This is a genomic window from Rhizobium leguminosarum (assembly GCF_019798305.1).
In the GTDB taxonomy this organism is placed as follows: domain Bacteria; phylum Pseudomonadota; class Alphaproteobacteria; order Rhizobiales; family Rhizobiaceae; genus Rhizobium; species Rhizobium leguminosarum_U.
The window spans coordinates 138,757-161,872 of the sequence record NZ_JAAXDD010000011.1 but is presented as its reverse complement, the minus strand read 5'-3'; the positions used below and the strand labels follow the sequence as shown (position 1 = coordinate 161,872).

The window sequence follows — 23,116 nt, the reverse complement described above, 5'->3', positions numbered from 1 at the left end:
TTTTCGCATATCCCCCATGAATTTATTGCACTGCACAATACTCATTAGTCATACTATTGATCAACGCATCGAAGCGCGGGGATGGCGCCCCGGCCCGGCATTAGCCGGACGCCCGCGGATGCGTTGTCCGCGACGAGATTCGCAGCTGCGCACTCCTCCTCCCAGCGCGCTGCGATAGACTGACAACACTCCTCCTCCCAGTTGTCAGTCACCATAACACGCCCGCCGGATCCTCCCCCGGCGGGCGTTTTTGTTTAGCCAAAGCCTTGGCAGTGAGAGGATTTTCGTGGCATGGCGCCGTCATGCCACATTGCCGTCACGCCGCCCCACCAGCCTTGCGAAGAGGTGGGCGACGTCCGATCCGAAGCAGCACGCCTCTTTGCACCGGATGGACGCGGAACCGCCGGAGGGAGTAGCGTTTTTCCGCAACGAGGCCGCATTCGCCTCTCCAAATCGAATTGCTTTCCCAAAAGTCATTCTGCCTATTCGTTGACCAAAAAACGGTAAATCTGCGTCAAATACGCTTTGAGCATTGCAAGTCTCGCATAGGTGATCTGAAAACTTGGCTGTTTTAGTCTTTCGCGTCGCAACATATATTCCGGTGATCAAATAGAGGTCAGCGCCGATCGGTGGCTGCTGGCGGATGAAACCCTCGGAAAGGGGCTTAATATGAACTTCTCTCGCTCTTTCAATAACTGGCGCAAGTATCGTCAGACCGTCACGGAACTCGGCCGCATGACCAACCGCGAATTGCATGACCTCGGCATCGACCGTTCGGACATCAATCGCGTTGCCCGTGAGGCTTCTTCCCGCTAATTCAAGGCGATCGCTGCTCCTCCCAAGCACGATTGTTCTCGATCGAGACGCCCGCTGTACCCACAGCGGGCGTTTTCTTTTGTCTGAACGTGGTGGCCGCGGCGGTTGCATGTTTTCCCGTTTGATTAGCCCGCTCAAAAAATATTCACCGCCTAATTGTCGAGCATCATAGTGCACAATTGCATGGCAGACGCCTTTTATTTGCACTGCACAATCGGGCGGTTCTCGCCTATATAAACATCAACCGCAGAGAGACAGGCGATCCCGCCGTCCCGCGGACATAGGAAGAAGACAATGAACCCGATCCGCATTGCAAGAAGCTGGCTCAGCTACCGTCGTACGCTCAACGAACTTGGCGGTCTTTCCAACCAGACCCTGTCCGATATCGGCGTCAGCCGTTACGACATCCGGAATATCGCATCCCGCTCGTTCCGCTAATAGCGGGCGCGTTGCTTCCAAGACGGCGCCCCAGGGCGCCGTTTTTGATTCCGGGGTGTTGGATCGCACCGGCCGACATGGTATCAGCCCGGAATGAACACGATCTCCTCCTATTCCCCCATCCACGTCGTCGGCGGCGGGCTTGCCGGTTCGGAAGCCGCCTGGCAGATCGCCAGTTCCGGCGTTCCGGTCATCCTGCATGAAATGCGCGGGGTGCGCGGCACGGATGCGCACAAGACCGACGGGCTTGCCGAACTCGTCTGCTCCAATTCCTTTCGTTCCGACGATGCGACCAGCAATGCCGTTGGCGTCATTCATGCCGAGATGCGCATGGCGGGCTCGCTGATCATGGCCGCTGCCGATCGGTGCCAGGTACCGGCCGGCGGTGCGCTCGCCGTCGATCGCGACGGCTTCTCCGAGGCGGTGACCAGGGCGGTCCATGACCACCCGCTGATCACCGTCGTGCGTGAAGAGATTACCGGCCTGCCGCCTCACGACTGGGACCTGGCCATCGTTGCCACCGGACCGCTGACGGCGCCGTCGCTCGCGAGCGCCATCCAGGCGGAAACCGGCGAGGATTCGCTAGCCTTTTTCGACGCCATCGCGCCGATCGTCTACCGCGAGAGCATCGACATGGATATCTGCTGGTATCAGTCGCGCTACGACAAGGTCGGGCCCGGCGGCACCGGCAAGGATTACATCAACTGCCCGATGGACGAGGCGCAGTACAATGCCTTCGTCGACGCGCTGATATCAGGCGACACGGTCGGTTTCAAGGAATGGGAGGGCACACCTTATTTCGACGGCTGCCTGCCGATCGAGGTGATGGCCGAACGCGGCCGCGAGACACTGCGCCACGGACCGATGAAGCCGATGGGGCTGACGAACGCGCATAATCCGACAGTCAAGGCCTATGCGGTCGTGCAACTGCGGCAGGACAATGCGCTCGGCACGCTGTACAACATGGTCGGCTTTCAGACGAAGCTAAAATATGGCACGCAGGCAGAAATCTTCCGGATGATCCCTGGTCTGGAAAGTGCGGAATTTGCCCGTCTCGGCGGCCTGCACCGCAATACCTATATCAACTCCCCCACCCTGCTCGACCGGTCACTGACGCTAAAATCGCGGCCCGGCCTGCGTTTTGCCGGCCAGATCACCGGCTGTGAGGGTTATGTGGAAAGCGCCAGCGTCGGGCTGTTGGCCGGGCGTTTCGCCGCCGCCGAACGCAAGGGCGAGGCGATCTCGCTACCGCCGCCGACGACCGCGCTCGGCTCGCTGCTCGGGCATATCACCGGCGGGCACCTCGTCACCGACGAGGAGCCGGGCAAACGATCGTTCCAGCCGATGAACATCAATTTTGGACTGTTTCCGGAGCTCCAGCCGGGTTCGATCGTCCGGCCCGAAGGCGTCAAGCGCTTCCGCGGCAAGGACAAGACGATCATGAAGCGGCAGTTGATCGCACGGCGCGCACTTACAGATTGCGCCGCCTGGCTCGGTCAAGAATCGACGCTTGCCGAAAGCGCCTGACCGACGTTTTCAAGCGCGTCGCATCGCTGCACATTTTTGGCGACATGCATTACTGATTGTTGGCCGCCGAAATATTGCCGGTCGGCAGGTCTTTATCCGGCTCGGCGATATAATTGCCGAGCAGCCAGAGCGAGACCTCCGAGGCTTCCTTGGCGGAAGCGAATTCGAAATCGCCGTTGTGATAAGGTGCATCGAGGAAGTCGACCACCAGTCCCCGGCCCGTTTCCGAGCCCACGACGCGCACCCGACCCGGCTCGATCAGATGGCAGGCGAAATGGCGCGACATGTTGCGCATGAAGCCCGCCTTGTTGTCATGCAGGCGCACGAAGACCGCCTGACCGTTCTCCGTCGCCTGCAACTGACGGATCGCCTCGTTCGGAAAGGCGCGGCCGAATTCGATGATGGCGAGGCCCGTGTCATGCAGGCCGTCTTCCTTGTTCTGCGCGGCCATGCGCGTTGCCACAAAAGCAATGAAAATGACGATGGCGAAAAGAACGCACCAGACGATAATGCCCACGCCGAGTCTCTCCGTTCAAAGGGTAGCGGTGGAAGCCTTGTAACGCGCGAGACTTGCGCGAATTTGACCGATATTAGATTTTCCGGCGGGTTGCTGCCAGTCCCATTCGCAGCTGGCGGCTCCATTGCGGCGGCTGCAGTGGTCGGTCGAACAGCAAGGCGCCTCGTTTCTGCGCCCTGACGAGCACTGGTTCGGCAAGCGTCGCCGGCAGGAAGGCTGGAAAGACGGCCGGCGCAATCGGCCCCGCCGCCCTCGCCTTCACCAGATGTTCGCGACCAAGACCGGCGAAGGCCTCGATGGCGGCAGAGATGCGTGGCCTGTCTTTGCCGGCAAGGAAGGCATCGCGGTCGAGACCGGTGGCGGAAAGGATCTGCAGCGGAATATAGACCTGGCCGCGACGACGATGCAACGGCATCAGCAACAACAGTCCGGCGACCGCCTGGGCGACGCCGGCATGGCCGGCGGCGTCGGCCGAGCGTGCGGCTTGCTCCGGCGAAAGTACCAGGCTTGCGAGCTGGATCAGGGCCGATGCCGTTTCACCGGCATAGCCTTCAAGCGAAAGACGTGTCTCCATCGGATCGTCATAGAGATCGAAGGTGCGGGCTTCGATCATGTCGATCAGCGTCTTACGCGGCAGGCGGTGGGTTTCGATCGCGATCAGAAGGGCTGCGGCAATGGGATTGGCCGCTGTCGAGCCATGCGCGCTGCCCTCCAGAAGATCGTGCCAATATTGCAGCCGCACCTCGCCGGGCAACGGCTCATGCACGAGATCACGGATGCGGGCAAGCTCGGCATTGAAGGCATAAAGAGCTGCAAGCGCGCCGCGCTTTTCCTCCGGCGACAGCAGACAGGCGAGATAGCGGTCGCGATCGCTGTCACGCAGCATCGCCAGGCAGATGTCCTGGTTCGTCGCAATATGCGCTTCAGTCATCGTCAGACCGCAATCAATGCCGCGGCGACGGCGCGCTGTTCGGCAAGCATGATATTGAAGGTGCGCACTGCTGCGCCGGTGCTCATCGGATCGGAGGAAATGCCGCGCGACTTCAGCGCCAGCCTCAATTCCTCGGGCAGACGGCGAAGCTCGGTTCCGGTGCCGACGAGCAGAACCTCGATGTCGGCCGCCTCATCAAGCACTCGGCGGAAATTTTCAGGCGACAGCGGTTTCGACATATCCATGTCCCAGCCATGAATGCCGGACGGCAGGCAAAGGATCGAGCCGCGATGCGACATGTCGGCAAAGCGAAAACCGCCATTGCCGTAAGCGTCGATCGGGGCGCGTCCGGGGAAATGCGCGGCGCGGATTTCTATGCCTTTTGCCATGTTTTCAAACCACCGTACCGGATTTTACACCAGCATCCGTCTTGTTGCTCTCTTCCCCGTCGGGAGCCTCCGGCCGCAGCCGGAAGACGATCAAGACAGGAGCGGCGATATAGATCGAAGAGAAGGTACCGAGAGCGACGCCGAAGAGCATCGCAAAGGTGAAGGAGCGGATGACTTCGCCCCCGAAGAGAAAGAGCGCCAGCAAGGCGATCAGCGTCGTCGCCGCGGTCAGAATGGTGCGTGACAGCGTCTGATTGATCGAGGCATCGATCAGGATCGGCAGCGGCATCTTCTTGTATCGCTTGAGATTCTCGCGCATTCGGTCGTAGACCACGACCGTATCGTTAAGGGAATAACCGACGATGGTCAGCACCGCGGCGATGCTCGTCAGGTTGAACTCGATGCCGGTGAGGACGAAGAGACCGAGCATGATGATGACGTCGTGCAGCGTTGCGACGATGGCGCCGACCGCGAATTGCCATTCGAAGCGGATCCAGATGTAGATCAGGATCGCCGCAAGTGCCGCAAGCACGCCGAGCGTCGCCATCATCGTCAATTCGCCCGAGATGGCAGGGCCGACGACGTCGACACGGCGAAAATCATAATCTTCCTGGAGCTCACCGCGCACCAGCGTCGCCGCCGACTGCTCGGCATTCTCGCCGCCGCCCTGGGAAGCGATGCGGATCCGCGCGTTCGACGGCCCGCCCGTGCGCTCGACGCCCACGTCGCCGAGATTGAGATCATTGAGGCGCGAGTGGAGATCGGCGATGTCGGCATTGCCCTGCTTCGCCGTCACCTCGATGAGCGAGCCGCCGGTGAAATCGATGCCGAGATGCAGGCCGACGGTGGCAAAGGCGGCCATGGCGATCAGCGAGATGACCGCCGACGCCGTAAAGACATAGCGGCGGATTCCCATGAAGCGGATATTGGCATGCTCGAAAAGATGGGTCAGGACGCTCTTCGGCAGATGCCGGGGATGGCGCGCGCTCAGCCAGACGGCAACGATCGAGCGCGTCAGCGTGAAAGCCGTGAAAACGGTCGTCAGGATGCCGACCGCCAGCGTCACCGCGAAACCGCGGATGGATTCGCTGCCAAGGAAAAAGAGGATGATGGCGGCAATGAAGATCGTCACATTCGCGTCGACGATCGTTGAAAATGCGCGCGAGAAACCGCGGCCGACGGCCTCCGCAAAGAAATGGGTGGTTTTTTCCTCTTCGCGGATGCGCTCGTAGATCAGTACGTTCGAATCGACCGCCATGCCGACGATCAGCACGATGCCGGCAATCCCGGGCAAGGTGAGCGTCGCACCGACAAGACTGAGCACCGCGACGATGAGGATCAGGTTGAGGAAGAGCGACACGACGGCGATGATGCCGAGAATACGATAGAGGGCGATCATCAGTGCTGCGACCAGCACGACGGCGACAATGCCAGCAACGAGACCGTTGAAGATGGAATCGGCGCCGAATCTCGGGCTGACGCTGCGTTCCTCAACGCTCGTCAGCGTCGCCGGCAAGGCGCCGGCCCGCAGCGTGATCGCAAGATCGCGGACGCCGTCCTCGGAGAAGTTTGCCGAAATCCGGCCCTCGCCGCCGGTGATCGCCGCATCGATGACCGGTGACGACATCACCTGGTCGTCGAAGACGATGGCAAGGTGCTTGCCGATATTCTGCTCCGTCGCCTGCGCCAGCCGCTGCGTGCCTTCCGCATCGAGACGGTAGGCAATCGAGGTCTCCTGCGTCTGCGGATCGACGATGGGCTCGATATCGACCATGTTGCTGCCGGTGACGAAAGCCGTGCGGTCGACGAGATAGGGAACCGGCGGATCGTCGAGGGAATAAAGGATTTGCGACGTTGCAGGCCAGCGGCCGTTCAGCGCCTCCTGCCCCGACATGCTTTCGTCGATCAGATGAAAGGAAAGCTTGGCGGGCTGGTTCAGGATGTTCTTCAGCCGCTCGGCGTCGACCGATCCCAGCACCTGCAGGACGATGCGGTCGGCGCCATCGGAGCGAACGAGGAAATTTTCATAGCCGAATCCGGCGATGCGGCGGCCAACGATATCGAGCGACCGGCTCCGGGCGGACGCGACGTCAGCGGTAATGCCGGCGTCGGAAATCTGCAGTGAGAGTTGCCCCTCCTCGCCCTGCTGCAGCGCGACCTCAGATCCGGAATGTCCACCAGCCGTCGTCAAAGGCTTCAGGAGATCGACCGCCGCCTTTGTCTGGGCCGGATCGGTGATGCGGACGGTGACGGTCTGGTCATTGCCGGTCAGCCCGGTATAGCGGATGCTGGCACCGCGCAGCGCATTCCGCACATTGGCGACCAGCTCCTCCAGGCGGTCCTTGACGACATCGGAACGCTCGACCTTCAGAACGATATGCGAGCCGCCCTGCAGGTCGAGACCGAGCGTCAAGCGGTCGTGCCCCAACCAGTCCGGCAGGGAGGATCGCTGCGCCTCAGTTAGCAGATTGGGCGCAGCGACAACGATGGCCGCAAACGCGACCAGCCAAATCAGAAGTGTTTTCCAGCGGGAAAAATGCAACATTCTCTCGACGATCTTCCGATCCGGCGGTCCTGCCGTTATCGCTTGTTACGCCGCGTCGGCCTTGACCGGTTCACCCTTGACGCGAATTTCGGAGATGCCGCTGCGGACGATGCGCACACGCACGCCATCAGCGATCTCAACTTCGACTTCCTTTTCGTCAACGACCTTGGTGACCTTGCCGACGAGACCGCCGCCGGTGACGACCTGGTCGCCGCGACGGATCGCCTTCAGGGTTTCCTCACGCTTTTTTGCCTGTGCGCGCTGCGGACGGATCAGCAGGAAGTACCAGACGACCATCAGCGGCACGAACAGGATGATCATTTCGAAACCGGAGCCGCCGAATCCCGTTGCGGTATCGGTCGCACTCTGGGCGAATGCCGGGGTGATGAACATGCTAAACTCCTCAGGCTTGGGCGGCGGAACTCCGCCTCTCTTTTCAGGTTGCCGGACTATAGTTACGGCTTCGATGAATGCAACAGAAACAGCCGGAAACAGTACCGATTCCGCTGCCTCATAACCTTTCCGCCGTCAAAACGCCATGCTAAAGCGCGTCGCATCGAACTTGATCGATGCGACGCGCTTTAGCTCTTCTGTTTTCAAGCATGCCGTTATCCGGAACCGCTCCACACTTCCGGGCGACATGCATTAGCGGCATCGAAAGATCAAAGCGGATTGCCGCAGTGAGAAATCAGGAGGCCACCGATGACCGAGGAAATCAACACAGCCCTGCTCGCCGAACTGAGACGGCTCGCTCACGCCGTCGAACGTCTTGCCGGACCGGCACCTGCCCTCAACGATTGGGACGCTGCCGACTGTTTCGTCTGGGTGCCATTGCGCCAGCATCTGCAGCCGGTCAAGAAGCCGAACCGGGTGGCGTTGACACTCATCCGCGGCGTCGATCATGTGCGAGACATCCTGCATGAAAATACGGTGCGTTTCGCCGAGGGGTATGCCGCCAACAATGTGCTGCTCTGGGGCGCGCGCGGCATGGGCAAATCCTCGCTGGTCAAAGCCGTCCACGAAGATGTCAGGCGCGAAAGCAGCATCTTGCTGAAGCTGGTCGAAGTCCATCGCGAGGATATCGCCAGCCTTCCCCATCTGCTCGACCTCCTGAAGGACACGCCCTACCGCGTGATCGTCTTCTGCGACGATCTTTCCTTCGATCACGACGACACTGCCTACAAGTCGCTGAAGGCGGCACTCGACGGCGGCGTCGAAGGGCGGCCGGACAATGTGCTCTTCTACGCCACCTCCAACCGGCGCCACCTTCTGCCGCGCCACATGATGGAAAACGAGCAGTCGACGGCGATCAATCCATCGGAGGCGGTCGAGGAGAAGGTTTCCCTTTCCGACCGCTTCGGCCTCTGGCTCGGCTTCCACAAATGCAGCCAGGAGGATTATCTCGGGATGATCGACGGCTATGCCGATCACTTCAAGCTCGGGCTCGAACGCGACAAGATGCATGCCGAGGCGCTGGAATGGGCAACGACGCGCGGCGCGCGCTCCGGCCGCGTCGCCTGGCAATATATCCAAGACCTGGCCGGACGCATGCGTGTTCACATCGACAGAGCCTGAAACAACAAAAGCCCGGCTGGCGGCCGGGCTTTTGCGCTTCCTGGTACGCAGTACCTATTCCAGGAAAGTCATCGGGTTGACCGGGGACGCGTCCTTGCGCACCTCGAAATGCACCTGCGGCTGCTTGACGTCGCCGCTCATGCCGGAGACGGCGACGGTCTGGCCGCGCTGGATCTTTTGGCCGCGAGTGACGCTCAGCGTATCGGCGTTGCCGTAGACGGTGACCGTGCCGTCGTCGTGACGGACGAGAACGGTGTTGCCGAGTTCCTTCAGGCCGTTGCCGGCATAAATGACGACGCCGTTTTCAGCGGCCTTGATCGGCGTGCCCTGCGGTACCGAGATATCGATGCCGTCATTGCGGCTGCCGTTGACGTTGGCGCCGTATGAAGCAATGACCTGGCCGCGCACCGGCCAACGGTATTTGCCGATGCCGGTCGATTCCGGTGCGGCGGAGCTGACGTCCGACTTCTTCTCGACATCGTCGACGGTCTGGGTAGCGGCCGGCGCCTTATAGGGCGCGGGCTGAACGGACGCCGTCTGCTGGGCAGCCGCCGGCTGGGTCGGCTTCGGATCGACTTTCTCTGCTGGGATCGAGGCCGTCTTGATATTGTCGGCGGTGCCGTTCGGGATCTTCAGGGCCTGACCGATCCGCAGCGAGTTGGCCGACAGATTATTGGCGGCCTTGAGGTTGTCGACATTGCTGCCAGTCGCCTTGGCAATCTTTGCCAGGGAATCACCTTGCTTGACGACATAGGTGCCGGCAGGCGCTTTCGGATCCTTGCCGGTGCCGGCGGGAATTTTGCCGGTGGTATCGGCACTCGCCAACGTCTTGTCGCGGGCTGAATTGGCGCCTGGAATGACGGCAACGTTCTGCTCAGGCGCCTTCGGCGCCTCCGGCATCTTGCCGGGCTTGGAAAGATCAGTCGCTTGCGATGCCGCCTTGGCGGCATTGCCGCCGTTGAAGGTCGGGATCAGGATCGCCTGGCCAGGCTGGGCGGCAGATGCCGTCTTCAGAGCATTGACGCGCAGAATTTCTTTTTCCGGTACACCAAAACGCCTTGAGAGCGTGGCGATGCTTTCACCCGGACGCAGCGTCACCGATGGAGCGTTGGTCGCGGACCAGCCGGAAACCTTCGGCGTCGTGCCGGTCGTCAGCGTATCGGGCGTCATCCTGGGTGCCGCCGGCGCAACCAATCGCGGCTTTTCAGCCTGCGGCGCAGACGGGAAAGGCTGGGCGAGCGCGACTTCCTTTTCCCGCTGCCGGGAGGGGGCAACAGCCGTCGGCGCGGCCAGCTCGGAACGCTGCACCGAGACCGGCGCCGAAGCGAGACGCGCGCTCGAACTCGACGTGCGGGTCGGATCGTAACCCTGGCGTGCGGGATAAGGCTGGTTCAGCGCGTCATTGCCGCCGCCGTAGCCCGACTGGCTGGCAACGGCCAAACCGCCGAGATCGGCGCGCGGCACCGGATCGCCCTGAGAACCGTTCATATTCCTGCGCGGAATGGAGCTTGTGGTGATCTGGTCCTGCCCGGAGGAGGAAAACAAACCGCCAAACCGTGTCACATCGGAACTGCAGCCCGTTGCGGCACTTGCCAGCAGGCCAACAACCAGAAGATTACCGGCCGACTTCCCGAACTTTGGCGAAAGACTGAAACGCATGACTCGACCCACTGAAGAACGCAACCATTTGTGAGTCTATTAAAGCGCGTTAGTATTACCACGCGGTTAAGATGCTGGAATCAGTGCGATATTTTTGAGAAATTGATAACCATAGCTTACGGATGAAAAATCGCAGTGTGGCGAGCATGATGCCAAAAAGCCTGAGCGGCTTTCGCACAACCTCATGCTCTGTTTTTTTGATGGTCGGATTTCAGGCCGATGCGGCCTGAAGTCGTCCACATCTACAGCAGTGAGGCAAGGCGCGGAACGATCGGCAGATATGGAGCGTCGAACAGTTCCTCGCGTTCGAAGCGGCTGCCGGTTTTCGTCAGCCGCACCATGCGACACTCGTTCTCGGAAATCATCAGCGGCGCAATCATCGAGCCGCCGGAAACGAGCTGGTCGGTATAAAAGCGCGGCATCGCGTTGAAGGCGGCCGTCACCAAGATGCGGTCGAAGGTGCCCTCACCCTGCATGCCGGCGCTGCCGTCGGCGTGGCGGATGACGACGCTGCGCAGGCCAAGCGATTCCATGCGCCGCTGCGCTGCCGTCGTCAGCGTCTTGTAGCGATCGATGGACAAGACACGCTCGGCCATGCGGCCCATGACGGCGGCGGTGAAACCGCTTCCGGTGCCGATCTCCAGGACGCGTTGGCCGGGCTTGAGCTTCAGGTGATGCAGGACGCGGACGGCAAAATCGATGCCTTCGAGAAAAGAGCCGCATTCGATCGGGATCGTCCGGCTCGAATAGGCGTCATCGGCAAATTGCGGCGGTACAAACTGTGAGCGCTGCGTCTGCTCGACCGCCGTCAGCAGATCGAGGTCGGAGATGCCTTCGGCACGCAATCTAAGGACGAGCGCAGCAAAGCCCTCCTTCTCCGCCAGTCTTGCCGTCAAACTTGTGCTCCGTATCCCAAGGCCCGCGCCACGCGGTCCGTCACGGAATAATCGGTCAGATCCAGTTTCAAAGGCGTTACCGAAATCTTGTTATGCTTCAGGGCGTGAATATCGCTGCCTTCGATGAAGGCGCCGGCGCGTTCGCCAAACTTCAGCCAGTAATAAGGAAACCCCCGGCCGTCGGAGCGGGCGTCGACCTGCAGGTTGAAGGCCAGCTTGCCCTGCATAGTCACCTCGGCGCCATCGACTTCGTCGGGACGGCAGTTCGGGAAGTTGAGATTGAGGAACGTGCCCTCCGGCAGGTCCAGGACCATCAGCTTTTCCAAAAGAGCCGGGGCATGGGTCTCACAGACCTCCCAGGGCACGATGCGCGCGCCGTCCTCATAGAGATAGGCCTGGCTCAGCGCGAAGGAGCGCACGCCCTGCATGGTGCCCTCGATGGCCCCGGCGATCGTGCCGGAATAGGTCACGTCGTCGGCAACGTTCGAGCCTGAATTGACGCCGGACAGGACGAGGTCCGGCTTGATGTCCATCACCTGCCTGATGCCCATGATGACGCAATCGGTCGGCGTGCCGCGCAGAGCGAAATGCTTCTCGGAAATCTTGCGCAGCCGCAGAGGTTCGGAGAGGCTCAGCGAATGGGCCAAGCCGCTCTGGTCGGTCTCGGGCGCCACGATCCAGACATCGTCGGACAGCGTGCGCGCGATCCGCTCCAGTGCAGCCAAGCCTTCGGCGTGAATGCCGTCGTCATTCGTAAGCAGGATGCGCATCGCCTCAGGCCGCCCGTTCGATCTTGGTCAATCCGCCCATATAAGGCAGCAAAACGTCCGGAATCGTGACGGAACCGTCCTCATTCAGATAATTTTCGAGGACGGCGATCAGGCAGCGACCGACGGCCGTGCCGGAACCGTTCAGCGTGTGGACGAACCTGTTGCTCTTGTCTTCCTTGCCGCGGTAGCGCGCGTTCATTCGGCGGCCCTGAAAATCGCCACAGACCGAACAGGAGGAGATTTCACGAAAGGCATTCTGTCCCGGCAGCCACACTTCGAGATCGTAGGTCTTGCGCGAGCCGAAGCCCATATCGCCGGTGCAAAGCGTCATGGTGCGGAAATGCAGGCCGAGGCGTTTCAACACTTCCTCAGCGCAGGCAGTCATGCGTTCATGCTCGGCAACGGCGCTCTCGGCATCGGTGATCGAGACGAGTTCGCATTTCCAGAACTGGTGCTGGCGCAGCATGCCGCGCGTATCACGGCCGGCAGAGCCTGCTTCCGAGCGGAAGGACGGCGTCAGCGCGGTGAAGCGCAACGGCAGATTTTCCTGATCGAGGATTTCCTCGCGTACCAGATTGGTGAGCGTCACTTCGGCCGTCGGGATCAGATAGCGGCCATCCGTGGTCTTGAAGAGATCCTCTTCGAACTTCGGCAGGCTGCCGGTGCCGAACACCGCTTCAGCGCGCACCATCAGTGGCGAGCTGACCTCGGTATAGCCGTGCTCGCTGGTGTGGAGATCGATCATGAACTGGCCGAGCGCGCGCTCGAGCTTGGCGAGCGGCCCGGTCAGAACCGTGAAGCGCGAGCCGGAGAGCTTGGCGGCGCGCTCGAAATCCATATAGCCGAGCGCCTCGCCGATTTCGAAGTGCTCCTTCGGCGTGTGGTTCCAGCGCGGCTTTTCGCCGACGGTGCGGGTGACGACATTGTCATGCTCGTCCTTACCGACCGGGACGTCGTCGAAGGGGATGTTCGGGATGCGCGACAAAGCGTCGTTGAGTTCGGCCGTCAGTTGCCGATCCTCTTCCTCGATCGCCGGCAGCAGGGTCTTGAGTTCGGCGACCTCGGCCTTTAGCTTCTCGGCAAGCTCGCTATTCTTTTGAGCCATCGCCGCACCAATCTCCTTGGAGGCGAGGTTGCGGCGGGACAGCAAGTCCTGCGCTTTCTGCACGGCGGAACGCCGCTTTTCATAGAGGGCAACGAGACTTTGGGCCAGAGGCTCCGCGCCGCGCTTGGCAAGGGCGGCATCGAGCGCTTCGGGATTCTCACGGATCCATTTGATATCGAGCATCGTCGTTCCAGGTCATTGCAATAGAGATGACCCGGCCAAAGCCTGATCGGGCCTCGGCCGGATGTGAAACGGCGTTCACAAAGGAGGATTGGGATCGCCGCTCAGACGCTGTCCGTCTTGGCAACGTCCGCGGATCCGGTGTCCTTTTCGACCGCCTGCCGGGCACGCTGGCGCTCCACGAGTCGCGCCGCATAGATGGAAATCTCGTAGAGAAGGATCGTCGGGATCGCAAGGCCGATCTGGGACATCGGGTCCGGCGGCGTCAGCACGGCAGCGACGACAAAGGCGAGGACGATGGCAAACTTGCGCTTTTCGGCGAGCCATTGCGACGTCAGAAGACCGACACGGGCGAGCAGCGTGGTGACGACGGGAAGCTGGAAGACGAGACCGAAGGAGAAGACCAGCGTCATGATCAGGCTCAGATATTCCGAGACCTTCGGCATCAGCGAGATCGCTATCTCGTCATGACCCGGCGCCTGCTGCATCGATAGGAAGAACCACATGACCATCGGCGTGAAGAAGAAATAGACGAGCGCGCCGCCCATCAGGAACAGGACCGGCGAGGCAATCAGGAACGGCAGGAAAGCCTGGCGCTCATTCTTGTAGAGGCCGGGCGCCACAAACTTGTAGACCTGGGCGGCAATGATCGGGAACGCGACCACAAGGCCGCCAAACATCGCCACCTTGACCTGCGTGAAGAAGAATTCCTGCGGCGCGGTGTAGATGAGCTGGGCCTTCTCGACGTCGAGATGCGCCCACACGACGGCTGTCTTGTAGGGAATGACCAGATAGTTGAAGAGATGCTTGGCAAAAAAGAAGCATGCTATGAAGGCGACGAAAAACGCGCCGATCGACCACATCAGCCGCTTGCGCAGCTCCATCAGGTGCTCGATCAACGGCTGCGGCTTGTCTTCGATATCACCGCTCATGCCTCGTCCTTCTTCGTCTGCGCCGGCTTCTTCGGCGTTGCAGGCTTCCTGACTGCCGTCGTGCGTTTCGGTTTTTCCACAGGCACGGCAATAGCGGCCGCAGCGTCGACCTTGTCGGCAGCCTTGACGCGCGGCTTGCGCACGGGTTTCGGCTCGGCGGCAACCGTATCGGCCTGCACGATCGCTGCTGCGACGGGTTCCGACGGCGCAGGCGTCGCTACCAATGGCGGCGTCTCCGGCAGGCTCATCGACGGCGTCGGGGCTGCGACAGCGTCGGGCGGCACCTCGGACTTGTTTTCCGTGATCGTGGTCGACTTCTGCAGGTCGGCCTTGATCTCATTGCCCATCTGGCGAAGCGGGTTCATCGCCTCGCGCAGGCTGTTGACCGGGTTCAGTTTCTGGGCGTCGCTGATCGTCTGGCGGACATCGTCAAGCTCGGCTTCGCGCAACGCTTCGTCGAACTGCGCACGAAATTCACCCGCCACCTTGCGGGCGCGCTGCGTCATCTTGCCGAAAGCGCGCAGCATCGGCGGCAAATCCTTGGGACCGACGACCACGATCAGTACCACCGCGATGACCAAAAGCTCGGTCCAGCCAATATCGAACATGCAAGGCTCCTGGACGGGAAGCGCGGGGGCTGCGCTTTTTCCCGGACTTGGTTACTTCGTTTCGTCGGCCTTGTGATCGACGGTCTTTGCCGTGTCCGGCGCGTCCTCGTCCGTCATGCCCTTCTTGAAGCTCTTGATGCCCTTGGCGACATCGCCCATCAGTTCCGGAATCTTGCCGCGACCGAACAACAACAGCACGACGGCCAGAACGATCAGCCAGTGGTAGATGCCAAAAGAACCCATTACGCTTACTCCCTGTTGTGATGTTCCCTAATGTAAGAATTTCCCACACCGTTTCCAACATCAAGCCCTTTGAACTGTGCTTAATGTCACGGTATCGCCCTTTGTGACAAGCCACAGATCCGTCGAAAAATGGTGAGCACTATTGTTTTCGTCATGCGTGGCAAAAGCAAGACGAAGTCCTTCAATCTTCGGAGGTAGAACGCGGGGCCAGCAACCCCAGTTCTTCGAGATCCATCTGGGTGATCGGATCTTCGTCCTCGGTCAATTCGTCGTTCATCAACGGCGAGGGAATATTGAAGTTCGCCGGGATGCGGCCCGACAGCAGGCCCGCCCCCTTCAATTCTTCGAGACCAGGCAGATCGCGCAACTCTTCCAGGCCGAAATGGTCGAGAAAATCGCGCGTCGTGCCCAATGTCACCGGCCGGCCCGGTGTGCGCCGGCGGCCGCGAAACCGTACCCAGCCGGCTTCCATCAGTACGTCGAGCGTGCCGCGCGAGGTCTGGACGCCGCGGATATCCTCGATTTCGGCACGCGTCACCGGCTGGTGATAGGCGATGATCGCCAGCACTTCCAGTGCGGCGCGCGAAAGCTTCTTCACCTCATTCTCATCACGACGGATGACGAAGGACAGGTCGGCGGCGGTGCGGAAGGCCCAGGCGCCTTCGACCTGCACGAGATTGACGCCCCGCGGCGCATATTGCTCCTTCAGGCGCAGCATGATCGCGTGCACGTCGGTCTTCTCAGGCAGGCGCTCGGCGAGGAAGCCCTCGGAGACCGGTTGCGAGGAGGCGAAAACCAGCGCCTCGGCGATGCGCTCGGCCTCGATCTCGGCCTGCAGATCGCGGCCCCGGTCTTCGAAATTGCCGTCGAATTCCTCTTCGCTCCTCGGATCGATCAAGCCGGCTGCTCCTGTTCGACCACCTGCAGCGTGGCATGTTTCGGACCGCGGCGCATATATATCGGCTGAAAGGCGCCGTCCTGGCGGATTTCGAGCTTGCCCTCGCGCACCAGCTCCAGCGAGGCGGCAAAGGCGCTGGCGATTGCCGTGACGCGCTCCTCGGGCGCGGCGAGATAACGCAGCAGATAATGCTCCATCGCCGTCCAGTCGCCGATCTCGCCGATCATCTGGGCCAGCAGTTCGCGGGCGTCGGTCAGCGACCAGACGGTACGCCGCTCGATCGTCACCTGGGTGACGGCATGGCGCTGGCGCAGCGCCGCATAGGCGGTCAAGAGATCGTAGAGGCTTGCCGCATAGGCGGATTGCTGCCGGTCGGGTATATGCTCGGGTGCGCCGCGCACGAAGATATCGCGGCCGAGGCGGTTGCGGTTGACGAGACCGTCCGCCGCCTGTCGCATGGCTTCGAGACGTTTCAGGCGGAAGGCGAGTGTTGCCGCCAGCTCCTCGCCGGAAGGGCCGTCATCCTTGGCCTGCTGGGGAATGAGCAGCTTCGACTTGAGATAGGCAAGCCAGGCTGCCATGACAAGGTAATCGGCGGCAAGCTCGATGCGGATACGCCGGGCGCTTTCGATGAACAGCAGATATTGCTCGGCGAGCGCCAGCACCGAAATGCGCGACAGGTCGACCTTCTGGTTGCGGGCGAGATAGAGCAACAGGTCGAGCGGGCCTTCGAAGCCGGCAACGTCGATCACCAGCGCCGGCTCGTGGCTGGCGCGCTCGGCACCGTTATCCTGCCACAACTTGTCCATTGGCGTTGCCGCCCGCGGACGTTCCGTCCCCTTGATCGTGCTCACCACCCTGCTCCCTTACGATCAGACCGTCGCAAACATCGCCTCGAATTCCATCCTCAATTCCGCTTCATCTGAAGTATCCGGCGCCGCGAAGCCCGCTTCCACCGCTTTTGCGCGGGCAAGCGATATGCCGGCGAGCGGCGGAACATTTGCCACGACATCTAGCATCTCGTCCATATTGCCGTTGCAATGCAGCACGATATCGCATCCGCCTGCAATGATATTCGCCGCACGTTCACCGATCGTGCCGGAAAGTGCGTTCATCGAGCTGTCGTCGGAGAGCAGCAGACCGTTAAACCCGATGTGTTCGCGGATGATGCCATCGATCACCCTGCGCGAGGTCGTCGCTGGATTGTCCGGGTCGATGGCGGCGAAAACGACGTGGCAGGTCATGGCCATCAACTCGCCCTTCATCGCGACAAAGGGCGGGAAATCATGGAGTTCCAGCTCATGGCGCGAGACAGTGACGACCGGCAGCTCCAGATGCGAATCGGCAAAGCCGCGGCCGTGGCCGGGCATATGCTTCATTACAGGCAACAGGCCGCCGGCCTTCAGCCCTGCGGCAGCCGCTTTTCCCATTGCGATGACGGTCTCGGGATCGCCGCCATAGGCGCGGTCGCCGATGACGTTGCTGCTGCCCTCGACCGGCACATCGAGCACCGGCAGGCAATCGACATCGATGCCGAGGCTCGAAAGGTCGAAGGCGTGCAGCCGCGACATCAGCCAAGCGGCGCGCAGGCCGAGCGCGCGATCGCAGCGATAGAGATCGCCGAGCGCCTGGCCGGAAGGATAACGCGCCAGAACGGGCGGACGGATGCGCTGGACGCGGCCGCCCTCCTGGTCGATCAGCACCGGCGCATGCCAGCCGACGCTGTCGCGCAGTTCGGCGACGAGATCGGCGATCTGCGGTGCTTCGGAGATGTTGCGCCCGAAGAGGATGAAGCCCCAGGGTCTTTCGCCCCGGTAAAAGGCCTTCTCTTCGGATGTGAGGGCAAGGCCGCTACAGCCAAGGATCATCGCTTTTGATTCGGTCATATCGGAATCATAGACGGCGCCCGGTCAAATGCGAGCAAGGTCCGGCGCGATGCACAAAAAAGAGCGGCGGACCGATCCGGCCCGCCGCTCTTAAATTCTATCCAAAAAAACCGATTCTACTTGGAGATCAGGCAGCTTCCGCCCGCTGCGCGATACTGTTCGCAGAGTGCTGCGGCCTCGTCCTTGGAGCCGGCCGGAATGCGGACACGATAGAAAGTGCCCTTGCCAGCGATATCGGCCCTGCGGATCTCATGACTGCGGCCACCAAGCACGCTGGCGAATTTCTTCGACAGGTTGGCATAGGATTTGGTCGCCTCGTCTTCCGAAGGCAGCGAGGCGATCTGGATGCCGTAGCCGCCGGCGGATGCGGCCTGCTGCGGCTTTGCGGCGACTGGTGCTGCGGCCGCGACCTCAGTCGTCTTCGGCTGCTGCGCGGGCGGGCGGACATTGCCCTTCTCGGTGACGGTGCCGACGACGTTGACGGGCTGATCGACCGGACGGGCGGTCGGGATCGGAGCGGTATCGGTGATCGCCGAGCTCTTGATCGGGCGCACCGGCGGAGCGACCAGAGCGGGATTTGCGGCCTGCGCGTCGGCACCGCTGGCGAGCGGCGGCTGTACCGGTGCGGTTTCGACCGGGGCTGCAGAACGCGCATCGGCGGAAGCGACCTCGGCGCTTGCCGGGAAGCTCGCAGCCGTTCCACCGACTGGCGGCACGGGCGGGGTCGATTGCACGGATGGGGTCGACTGAGCCGTCAACGGTGGCTGAGCCGGCGGCGTCGCCTCGGCAGACTGTGTCACCTGAGCAGACTGCGTCGCCGGGGCAGACGGCGATGGCTGATCGACGGGCGCCGGTTCCTCGCGGGCGACCAACGTACCGTCAGGCTTGACGATCATCGTGCGGACCTTGCGCGGCGAAACGGACGGCGTCTTGTCGGCGTCGCTTGCGAGAGCCTTGTCGGCGTTGTCCTGGTCCGGCAGCAGACGCGGATCCTCCGTCTCACCGACCGCAGTCGGCGTGACCTGATCGTCGGCGTTGGCGTTCTCGTCGTCCTCAGGCAGCGCTTCCGGTGTCAGCGTGCGCTGGACGACATCGACGGGCGCCTCGTCGGAAGAAACGAGCGCCTTCTGCTTCGGCTCTTCGGCAGAACCCGCAACGCGGTCGTAGACGGCCTTGTCCTGGTTCGGCACGGTCTTGCCGCCAGGATTTTCCGGAACGACCTTGACCGGCTCCTTGTCGGCGGTGATCACCCGCGGCTCACCGGACGCGACAATGCCGAGCCCTTCGCCGTTCCAGACGGAGGAATAGACGCCATAACCGACGCCGGCAAAGACCACGAGCGCTACGGCCCCGGCAAGCAGCCGACGCATCGATCTGGCGCGGCTGAAATCAGCGGCCTGGCTTGCCGATTCGATACGAACTTCGGAGGTCTCACGGCGCTCGACCGGTTCACGCACGCTGCGGCGGAAATCCTCCTCCAGCGCCCGTTCGAAATCGTCGAGGCCGTCGGCGATGGTAGGCTTGACAGGCTTTGCCGCGGCGGCAGCCGTATCCCGGGCAGGCGCCGGTGTTTCCCGCGGCTTGGCCGGTTCAAAGAAGCTGGCGATCTCTGCGTCGAGATCGAACTCGTAATCTGCTGACTTCGCGACCGGGGCGGGCTGCTCCACTGACGGCAGCGCCGGCACGTGCATGTCATCGACGGTCTCGGGACGATCCTCCGGGTCAGAGATCATCGCCGGATCGAATGGCAGGTCTTCGGTTGAGTCGCCGGCGGACGCCCAGTTGAAGGCCGGAGCCGGAGCTGGAGCCTGCGGCTCGGGAACGAAGGCTGGAGCCGGCCGTGAGGGGGCAGCGACCTGCTGGTAAGCCGGAGTTTGTGGCTCAGGAGCAAAAACGGGATCGGACCGAGGCAGGACGGCCGCTGCCTGCTGGGGAGCAGGCGCCGGCATCTCAAGCTGCGGCGCGGGCTCGGACGGCTCGGAGAAATCGAGATCGGCGAGTTCCAGCTCGATGCCAGCAAGATCCAACTCGAAATCATGGCCAGCGAAGGGGTCTTCGGCTTCCGGTACCGGCTGCGGCGCCCGCGAATATGCCGTTGCAGCAGGCTCTGGCGCAACGACCTCTGCAAGCTGCGGCGCGACCGGCCTTGCGGCTTCGGCAGCATAGACCGGAGCAGGCCGGACGGGCACTGCGGCGACTGGTGGGGGGGCGATCACCTCGGTCTGGACAGGTGCGTCTGCCACGGGGGCGGCAGGAACGGGCGCGGCCTCAATCGATGCGGGCGGCGGCGTGACGGGCGCCGAATTGGCACGTTGCGGCACCGGATAACGCGAGACGTCGGCGAGCAGATCGTCAAGATCGAAAGTGCCGGCGGTGTGCGGAACATCCGGCACGACCTCGGTCAGCGCGGCATCGGCCTGGATCTCGCCCTCGACGGCGGCGGCGATCAGATCGAAACCGGCATCGGACCCGAAATCCTCCAGTTCTTCCTCGACTTCGACGAATTCTTCGGCCTCGGCAGTCTCTTCCGGCGCGATCACCTCATCATGGCGGTCGAGTTCGGCGGGGAAGCCAAGCGACGGAGAAGCGGATTCGAATTCCTCGGAAGGCTCGATAGCGGCGACAGGCGCCGGCGGTTCGATGACAGGTTCAGGCTCCAGGACAGGAAGATCGACAGACGGCACTTCAGCTGCCGGTGCTACGACCGTCTCGGCCACAGGCTCCGGCAAAACGACCGGTTCTTCGCGTTTCGGAGCATGGAAATTGGCAAGCGGCAGCCTGATGCTGGCAGCCGACCATTGCGGCGCCTTGGCGGGCTGCGCCAGCGAAGAGACGGGTGCGGCGCCGATCGACAGCTCAAGCTCCTCGATCAGGTCGCGCGCACCGCCGAATGCTGATTGCAGCGATGCCTCCGGCTCTGGGGAAAGCTGCTCTGCCCAGTCGGCGGCAGATGCGTCCCCATTCCCTGTGGCAGGCACAGCTGCTTCTTCAGCCTCAACCGCGGCGATGGAAACCGGCTCAGGAACCTCCGCATTTCCGGTAGCCGGAGAAGCATCGAGAACCGGCTCGATGTAATCTTCAGGCATGTCATCAGAGATCGGCTCGGCGGGTCGGTCGAGCTCTGCGAGCGGACGGGGCGAATCGTAACGGTCGAACTCACGTCCGAGCTCGTCCTCGAGATCGAGGGCGGGCTCGCGGCGATCGGCCTCGGTCACGGTATTCGCTGCAACACGCGGCTCGAAGCCGACGATACGGGCAAGTTCAGCCAACGGATCATCGTCGCCAAACAGATCGTTTTTTCCGCGCGTATAATACGCAAGTTGTTTATCAGCCATGCCTATCCCACTCGCAAACGCCAACGCTCAAATGCCAGCGCATTGTGGGGAAATGGTGACGTTATCGCATTTCGTCCGGTGCGGCAGTGCCTGTAATGGCGAGTCCCGACTTCAAAACCGACGCGACGGCGTACACCAGCCCAAGTCTGGCAATACTTGATTCTCGGTTTTTATCATTAACAAATCGTAATTCCGTCTGATCTTTACCTTTGTTCCAGTGCGCGTGGAAGGAACTGGCGACGTCGTAGAGGTAAAAAGCGATGCGATGCGGCTCCTGCGACTGGGCCGCTGCCTCGACGACACGCGGGAATTCAGCAAGCTTGGCGACGAGCTGCAATTCGGCCGGATCGCCAATGCCTGCAACGGTTTTCGCGAGTTTCTCGGGCGAGACATCGAGGTCGGGAAAAGCCTCCCTCGCCTGCCGGAAGACCGACATGCAGCGAGCATGCGCATATTGCACGTAGAAGACTGGATTATCTTTCGATTGTTCCGTCACTTTAGCGAAATCGAAGTCGAGCGGTTCGGAATTCTTGCGGTAAAGCATCATGAACCGGACCGAATCACGTCCGACTTCTTCGACGACGTCCCGAAGCGTGACGAAATCGCCTGAGCGCTTCGACATCTTCACCGGTTCGCCGTTGCGATAGAGCTTGACGAGCTGGCAGAGCAGGACTGTCAGCTTCGCCTTACCGTCCGAAACGCCACGTGCAACCGCTTCCAGGCGTTTGACGTAACCGCCATGGTCAGCGCCAAGCACATAGATCATCTCGTCGAATCCACGGTCGAACTTGTTCTTGAAGTAGGCGACGTCGGCGGCGAAATAGGTGTAGGAGCCATCCGACTTGATCAGCGGCCGGTCGATATCGTCGCCCACTTCGGTCGAGCGGAACAGGGTCTGTTCGCGATCCTCCCAATCCTCGGGCAGTTGGCCCTTCGGTGGTGGCAGCGTGCCCTTGTAGACATAGCCCTTGAAGGTCAGGTCGTTGATCGCCGTGCGGATCGCGGCCGCGCCATTGGCATGCAGGGTGCGTTCGGAGAAGAAGACGTCATGATGGACGTTCAGCGCCGCCAGATCGTCGCGGATCATCACCATCATCGCATCGATCGTGCGGTCCTTGACGATCGGCATCCATTGATCTTCCGGCATGTTGTGCAGCCGCACGCCGTAATCGGCGGCAAGCGACTGGCCGACGGGCACGAGATAGTCGCCGGGATAGAGACCCGAGGGGATTTCGCCGATCTTTTCGCCGAGCGCTTGGCGATAGCGCAGGAAGACGGAGCGGGCGAGCACGTCGATCTGCGAGCCGGCGTCGTTGATGTAATATTCCTTCTCGACGCCATAACCGGCAAAAGCGAGCAGATTGGCGAGCGCGTCGCCGACGACGGCGCCACGGCAATGGCCGACATGCATCGGCCCGGTCGGGTTGGCCGAGACATATTCGACGTTGACCTTCCTGCCCTTTCCGAGCGTCGAGCGGCCGTAATCGGTACCGGCGCCGATCATCGAGGCGAGCAGCCGCTGCCAGTAGCCGACGGCGAGACGGATGTTGATGAAGCCGGGACCCGCGACCGAGACATCGGCGACGTCGGAATCTTCTTTCAGCTTGGCGATGATGACATCGGCCAGCGCGCGCGGGTTAGTTCCGAGCGGTTTTGCCAGCACCATTGCGGCATTGGTCGCGACATCGCCATGGCTCGCGTCACGCGGCGGCTCAACAGTGATGCGGCCGAAATCGAGCTCGGATCGCTTTTCCCTGACCGGATCGATCTGTTCAAGGGCGGTTTTGATCCTGGCTTCGAAGTCGGTAAAAAGGTTCATCGCACTCTTCCATGCATAGGCTGTGCCAAAGGCTCAAATCGGCCCCC

The 23,116-nt window shown here is 61.8% G+C and carries 21 protein-coding genes; 4 read left to right on the top strand and 17 right to left on the bottom strand.

Annotation, left to right across the window (positions count from 1 at the left end):
* Positions 1 to 669: 669 nt before the first annotated feature.
* The 3 genes from HFO99_RS20640 to trmFO all read left to right on the top strand — a co-directional run bounded on the left by HFO99_RS20640 (position 670) and on the right by trmFO (position 2,781).
* Positions 670 to 816: a DUF1127 domain-containing protein gene (locus HFO99_RS20640; RefSeq protein WP_164009286.1), complete on the top strand. Its 147-nt coding sequence runs from the start codon at positions 670 to 672 to the stop codon at positions 814 to 816.
* Positions 817 to 1,110: 294 nt separating this feature from the next.
* Positions 1,111 to 1,254: a DUF1127 domain-containing protein gene (locus tag HFO99_RS33960; RefSeq protein WP_003539017.1), complete on the top strand. Its 144-nt coding sequence runs from the start codon at positions 1,111 to 1,113 to the stop codon at positions 1,252 to 1,254.
* 93 nt (positions 1,255 to 1,347) lie between these two features.
* Positions 1,348 to 2,781, top strand: a complete 1,434-nt coding sequence (trmFO, locus tag HFO99_RS20630; protein WP_222363237.1) for a methylenetetrahydrofolate--tRNA-(uracil(54)-C(5))-methyltransferase (FADH(2)-oxidizing) TrmFO — start codon at positions 1,348 to 1,350, stop codon at positions 2,779 to 2,781.
* Positions 2,782 to 2,830: 49 nt separating this feature from the next.
* Here trmFO and HFO99_RS20625 read toward each other — a convergent pair whose 3' ends face one another.
* The 5 genes from HFO99_RS20625 to yajC form a co-directional block, all read right to left on the bottom strand.
* On the bottom strand, positions 2,831 to 3,298 hold the full coding sequence (locus tag HFO99_RS20625) for a hypothetical protein (RefSeq protein WP_222252786.1): 468 nt from the start codon (positions 3,296 to 3,298) through the stop codon (positions 2,831 to 2,833).
* A gap of 73 nt (positions 3,299 to 3,371) precedes the next feature.
* A complete protein-coding gene (locus tag HFO99_RS20620) occupies positions 3,372 to 4,229 on the bottom strand; it encodes a phytoene/squalene synthase family protein (RefSeq protein WP_222363236.1) in 858 nt (285 codons plus the stop codon).
* A gap of 2 nt (positions 4,230 to 4,231) precedes the next feature.
* Positions 4,232 to 4,618, bottom strand: a complete 387-nt coding sequence (locus HFO99_RS20615) for an Mth938-like domain-containing protein (RefSeq protein WP_003539009.1) — start codon at positions 4,616 to 4,618, stop codon at positions 4,232 to 4,234.
* Between the two features lie 4 nt (positions 4,619 to 4,622).
* Entirely contained in the window at positions 4,623 to 7,163 is a 2,541-nt protein-coding gene (secDF, locus tag HFO99_RS20610) for a protein translocase subunit SecDF (RefSeq protein WP_222363234.1), read from the bottom strand.
* Between the two features lie 45 nt (positions 7,164 to 7,208).
* On the bottom strand, positions 7,209 to 7,556 hold the full coding sequence (yajC, locus tag HFO99_RS20605; protein ID WP_003558894.1) for a preprotein translocase subunit YajC: 348 nt from the start codon (positions 7,554 to 7,556) through the stop codon (positions 7,209 to 7,211).
* A gap of 309 nt (positions 7,557 to 7,865) precedes the next feature.
* Between yajC and HFO99_RS20600 the strand changes: the two genes are divergently transcribed.
* Positions 7,866 to 8,738, top strand: a complete 873-nt coding sequence (locus HFO99_RS20600) for an ATP-binding protein (RefSeq protein ID WP_222363232.1) — start codon at positions 7,866 to 7,868, stop codon at positions 8,736 to 8,738.
* Positions 8,739 to 8,792: 54 nt separating this feature from the next.
* Here the strand turns inward: HFO99_RS20600 and HFO99_RS20595 are convergent, their stop codons facing one another.
* From HFO99_RS20595 to argS, 12 genes are all read right to left on the bottom strand, one after another.
* Positions 8,793 to 10,397, bottom strand: coding sequence for a M23 family metallopeptidase (locus HFO99_RS20595; protein WP_222363230.1), 1,605 nt, complete (start codon positions 10,395 to 10,397; stop codon positions 8,793 to 8,795).
* A gap of 242 nt (positions 10,398 to 10,639) precedes the next feature.
* The gene (locus HFO99_RS20590; protein ID WP_222302193.1) at positions 10,640 to 11,293 is read right to left on the bottom strand and encodes a protein-L-isoaspartate(D-aspartate) O-methyltransferase; all 654 of its coding nucleotides are present in this window, start codon (positions 11,291 to 11,293) and stop codon (positions 10,640 to 10,642) included.
* Complete coding sequence (gene surE, locus HFO99_RS20585; RefSeq protein ID WP_222252793.1) at positions 11,290 to 12,063, bottom strand: 5'/3'-nucleotidase SurE; 774 nt, start codon at positions 12,061 to 12,063, stop codon at positions 11,290 to 11,292. Before surE ends, HFO99_RS20590 begins: the two co-directional genes overlap by 4 nt.
* A 4-nt stretch (positions 12,064 to 12,067) precedes the next feature.
* Complete coding sequence (gene serS / locus HFO99_RS20580) at positions 12,068 to 13,351, bottom strand: serine--tRNA ligase (protein WP_222363228.1); 1,284 nt, start codon at positions 13,349 to 13,351, stop codon at positions 12,068 to 12,070.
* A gap of 101 nt (positions 13,352 to 13,452) precedes the next feature.
* Positions 13,453 to 14,280 (bottom strand): twin-arginine translocase subunit TatC, encoded by an 828-nt coding sequence (tatC, locus tag HFO99_RS20575; RefSeq protein WP_222363226.1) that lies wholly within the window; start codon positions 14,278 to 14,280, stop codon positions 13,453 to 13,455.
* A complete protein-coding gene (tatB, locus tag HFO99_RS20570; RefSeq protein WP_222363224.1) occupies positions 14,277 to 14,888 on the bottom strand; it encodes a Sec-independent protein translocase protein TatB in 612 nt (203 codons plus the stop codon). The genes tatC and tatB overlap by 4 nt, the downstream gene beginning before the upstream one ends.
* Positions 14,889 to 14,939: 51 nt before the next feature.
* Positions 14,940 to 15,131, bottom strand: coding sequence for a twin-arginine translocase TatA/TatE family subunit (locus HFO99_RS20565; RefSeq protein WP_018073376.1), 192 nt, complete (start codon positions 15,129 to 15,131; stop codon positions 14,940 to 14,942).
* 181 nt (positions 15,132 to 15,312) lie between these two features.
* Positions 15,313 to 16,029, bottom strand: a complete 717-nt coding sequence (gene scpB, locus HFO99_RS20560) for an SMC-Scp complex subunit ScpB (protein ID WP_222363222.1) — start codon at positions 16,027 to 16,029, stop codon at positions 15,313 to 15,315.
* On the bottom strand, positions 16,026 to 16,883 hold the full coding sequence (locus HFO99_RS20555) for a segregation and condensation protein A (RefSeq protein WP_222363221.1): 858 nt from the start codon (positions 16,881 to 16,883) through the stop codon (positions 16,026 to 16,028). The genes scpB and HFO99_RS20555 overlap by 4 nt, the downstream gene beginning before the upstream one ends.
* A gap of 18 nt (positions 16,884 to 16,901) precedes the next feature.
* A complete protein-coding gene (gene nagZ, locus HFO99_RS20550; protein WP_222363220.1) occupies positions 16,902 to 17,915 on the bottom strand; it encodes a beta-N-acetylhexosaminidase in 1,014 nt (337 codons plus the stop codon).
* Positions 17,916 to 18,031: 116 nt separating this feature from the next.
* Entirely contained in the window at positions 18,032 to 21,250 is a 3,219-nt protein-coding gene (locus tag HFO99_RS20545) for an SPOR domain-containing protein (RefSeq protein WP_222363219.1), read from the bottom strand.
* 61 nt (positions 21,251 to 21,311) lie between these two features.
* Positions 21,312 to 23,069, bottom strand: coding sequence for an arginine--tRNA ligase (gene argS, locus HFO99_RS20540; protein WP_222363218.1), 1,758 nt, complete (start codon positions 23,067 to 23,069; stop codon positions 21,312 to 21,314).
* Between the last annotated feature and the right edge of the window lie 47 nt (positions 23,070 to 23,116).

Bases quoted from the DNA above. Each gene is read 5' to 3' on its own strand.
- trmFO (WP_222363237.1), top strand. From the start codon at position 1,348: ATGAACACGATCTCCTCCTATTCCCCCATCCACGTCGTCGGCGGCGGG.
- HFO99_RS20595 (WP_222363230.1), bottom strand. From the start codon at position 10,397: ATGCGTTTCAGTCTTTCGCCAAAGTTCGGGAAGTCGGCCGGTAATCTT.
- yajC (WP_003558894.1), bottom strand. From the start codon at position 7,556: ATGTTCATCACCCCGGCATTCGCCCAGAGTGCGACCGATACCGCAACG.
- HFO99_RS33960 (WP_003539017.1), top strand. From the start codon at position 1,111: ATGAACCCGATCCGCATTGCAAGAAGCTGGCTCAGCTACCGTCGTACG.
- tatC (WP_222363226.1), bottom strand. From the start codon at position 14,280: ATGAGCGGTGATATCGAAGACAAGCCGCAGCCGTTGATCGAGCACCTG.
- serS (WP_222363228.1), bottom strand. From the start codon at position 13,351: ATGCTCGATATCAAATGGATCCGTGAGAATCCCGAAGCGCTCGATGCC.
- nagZ (WP_222363220.1), bottom strand. From the start codon at position 17,915: ATGACCGAATCAAAAGCGATGATCCTTGGCTGTAGCGGCCTTGCCCTC.
- HFO99_RS20545 (WP_222363219.1), bottom strand. From the start codon at position 21,250: ATGGCTGATAAACAACTTGCGTATTATACGCGCGGAAAAAACGATCTG.
- HFO99_RS20565 (WP_018073376.1), bottom strand. From the start codon at position 15,131: ATGGGTTCTTTTGGCATCTACCACTGGCTGATCGTTCTGGCCGTCGTG.
- HFO99_RS20620 (WP_222363236.1), bottom strand. From the start codon at position 4,229: ATGACTGAAGCGCATATTGCGACGAACCAGGACATCTGCCTGGCGATG.
- HFO99_RS20615 (WP_003539009.1), bottom strand. From the start codon at position 4,618: ATGGCAAAAGGCATAGAAATCCGCGCCGCGCATTTCCCCGGACGCGCC.
- HFO99_RS20640 (WP_164009286.1), top strand. From the start codon at position 670: ATGAACTTCTCTCGCTCTTTCAATAACTGGCGCAAGTATCGTCAGACC.
- tatB (WP_222363224.1), bottom strand. From the start codon at position 14,888: ATGTTCGATATTGGCTGGACCGAGCTTTTGGTCATCGCGGTGGTACTG.
- secDF (WP_222363234.1), bottom strand. From the start codon at position 7,163: ATGTTGCATTTTTCCCGCTGGAAAACACTTCTGATTTGGCTGGTCGCG.
- argS (WP_222363218.1), bottom strand. From the start codon at position 23,069: ATGAACCTTTTTACCGACTTCGAAGCCAGGATCAAAACCGCCCTTGAA.
- HFO99_RS20600 (WP_222363232.1), top strand. From the start codon at position 7,866: ATGACCGAGGAAATCAACACAGCCCTGCTCGCCGAACTGAGACGGCTC.
- surE (WP_222252793.1), bottom strand. From the start codon at position 12,063: ATGCGCATCCTGCTTACGAATGACGACGGCATTCACGCCGAAGGCTTG.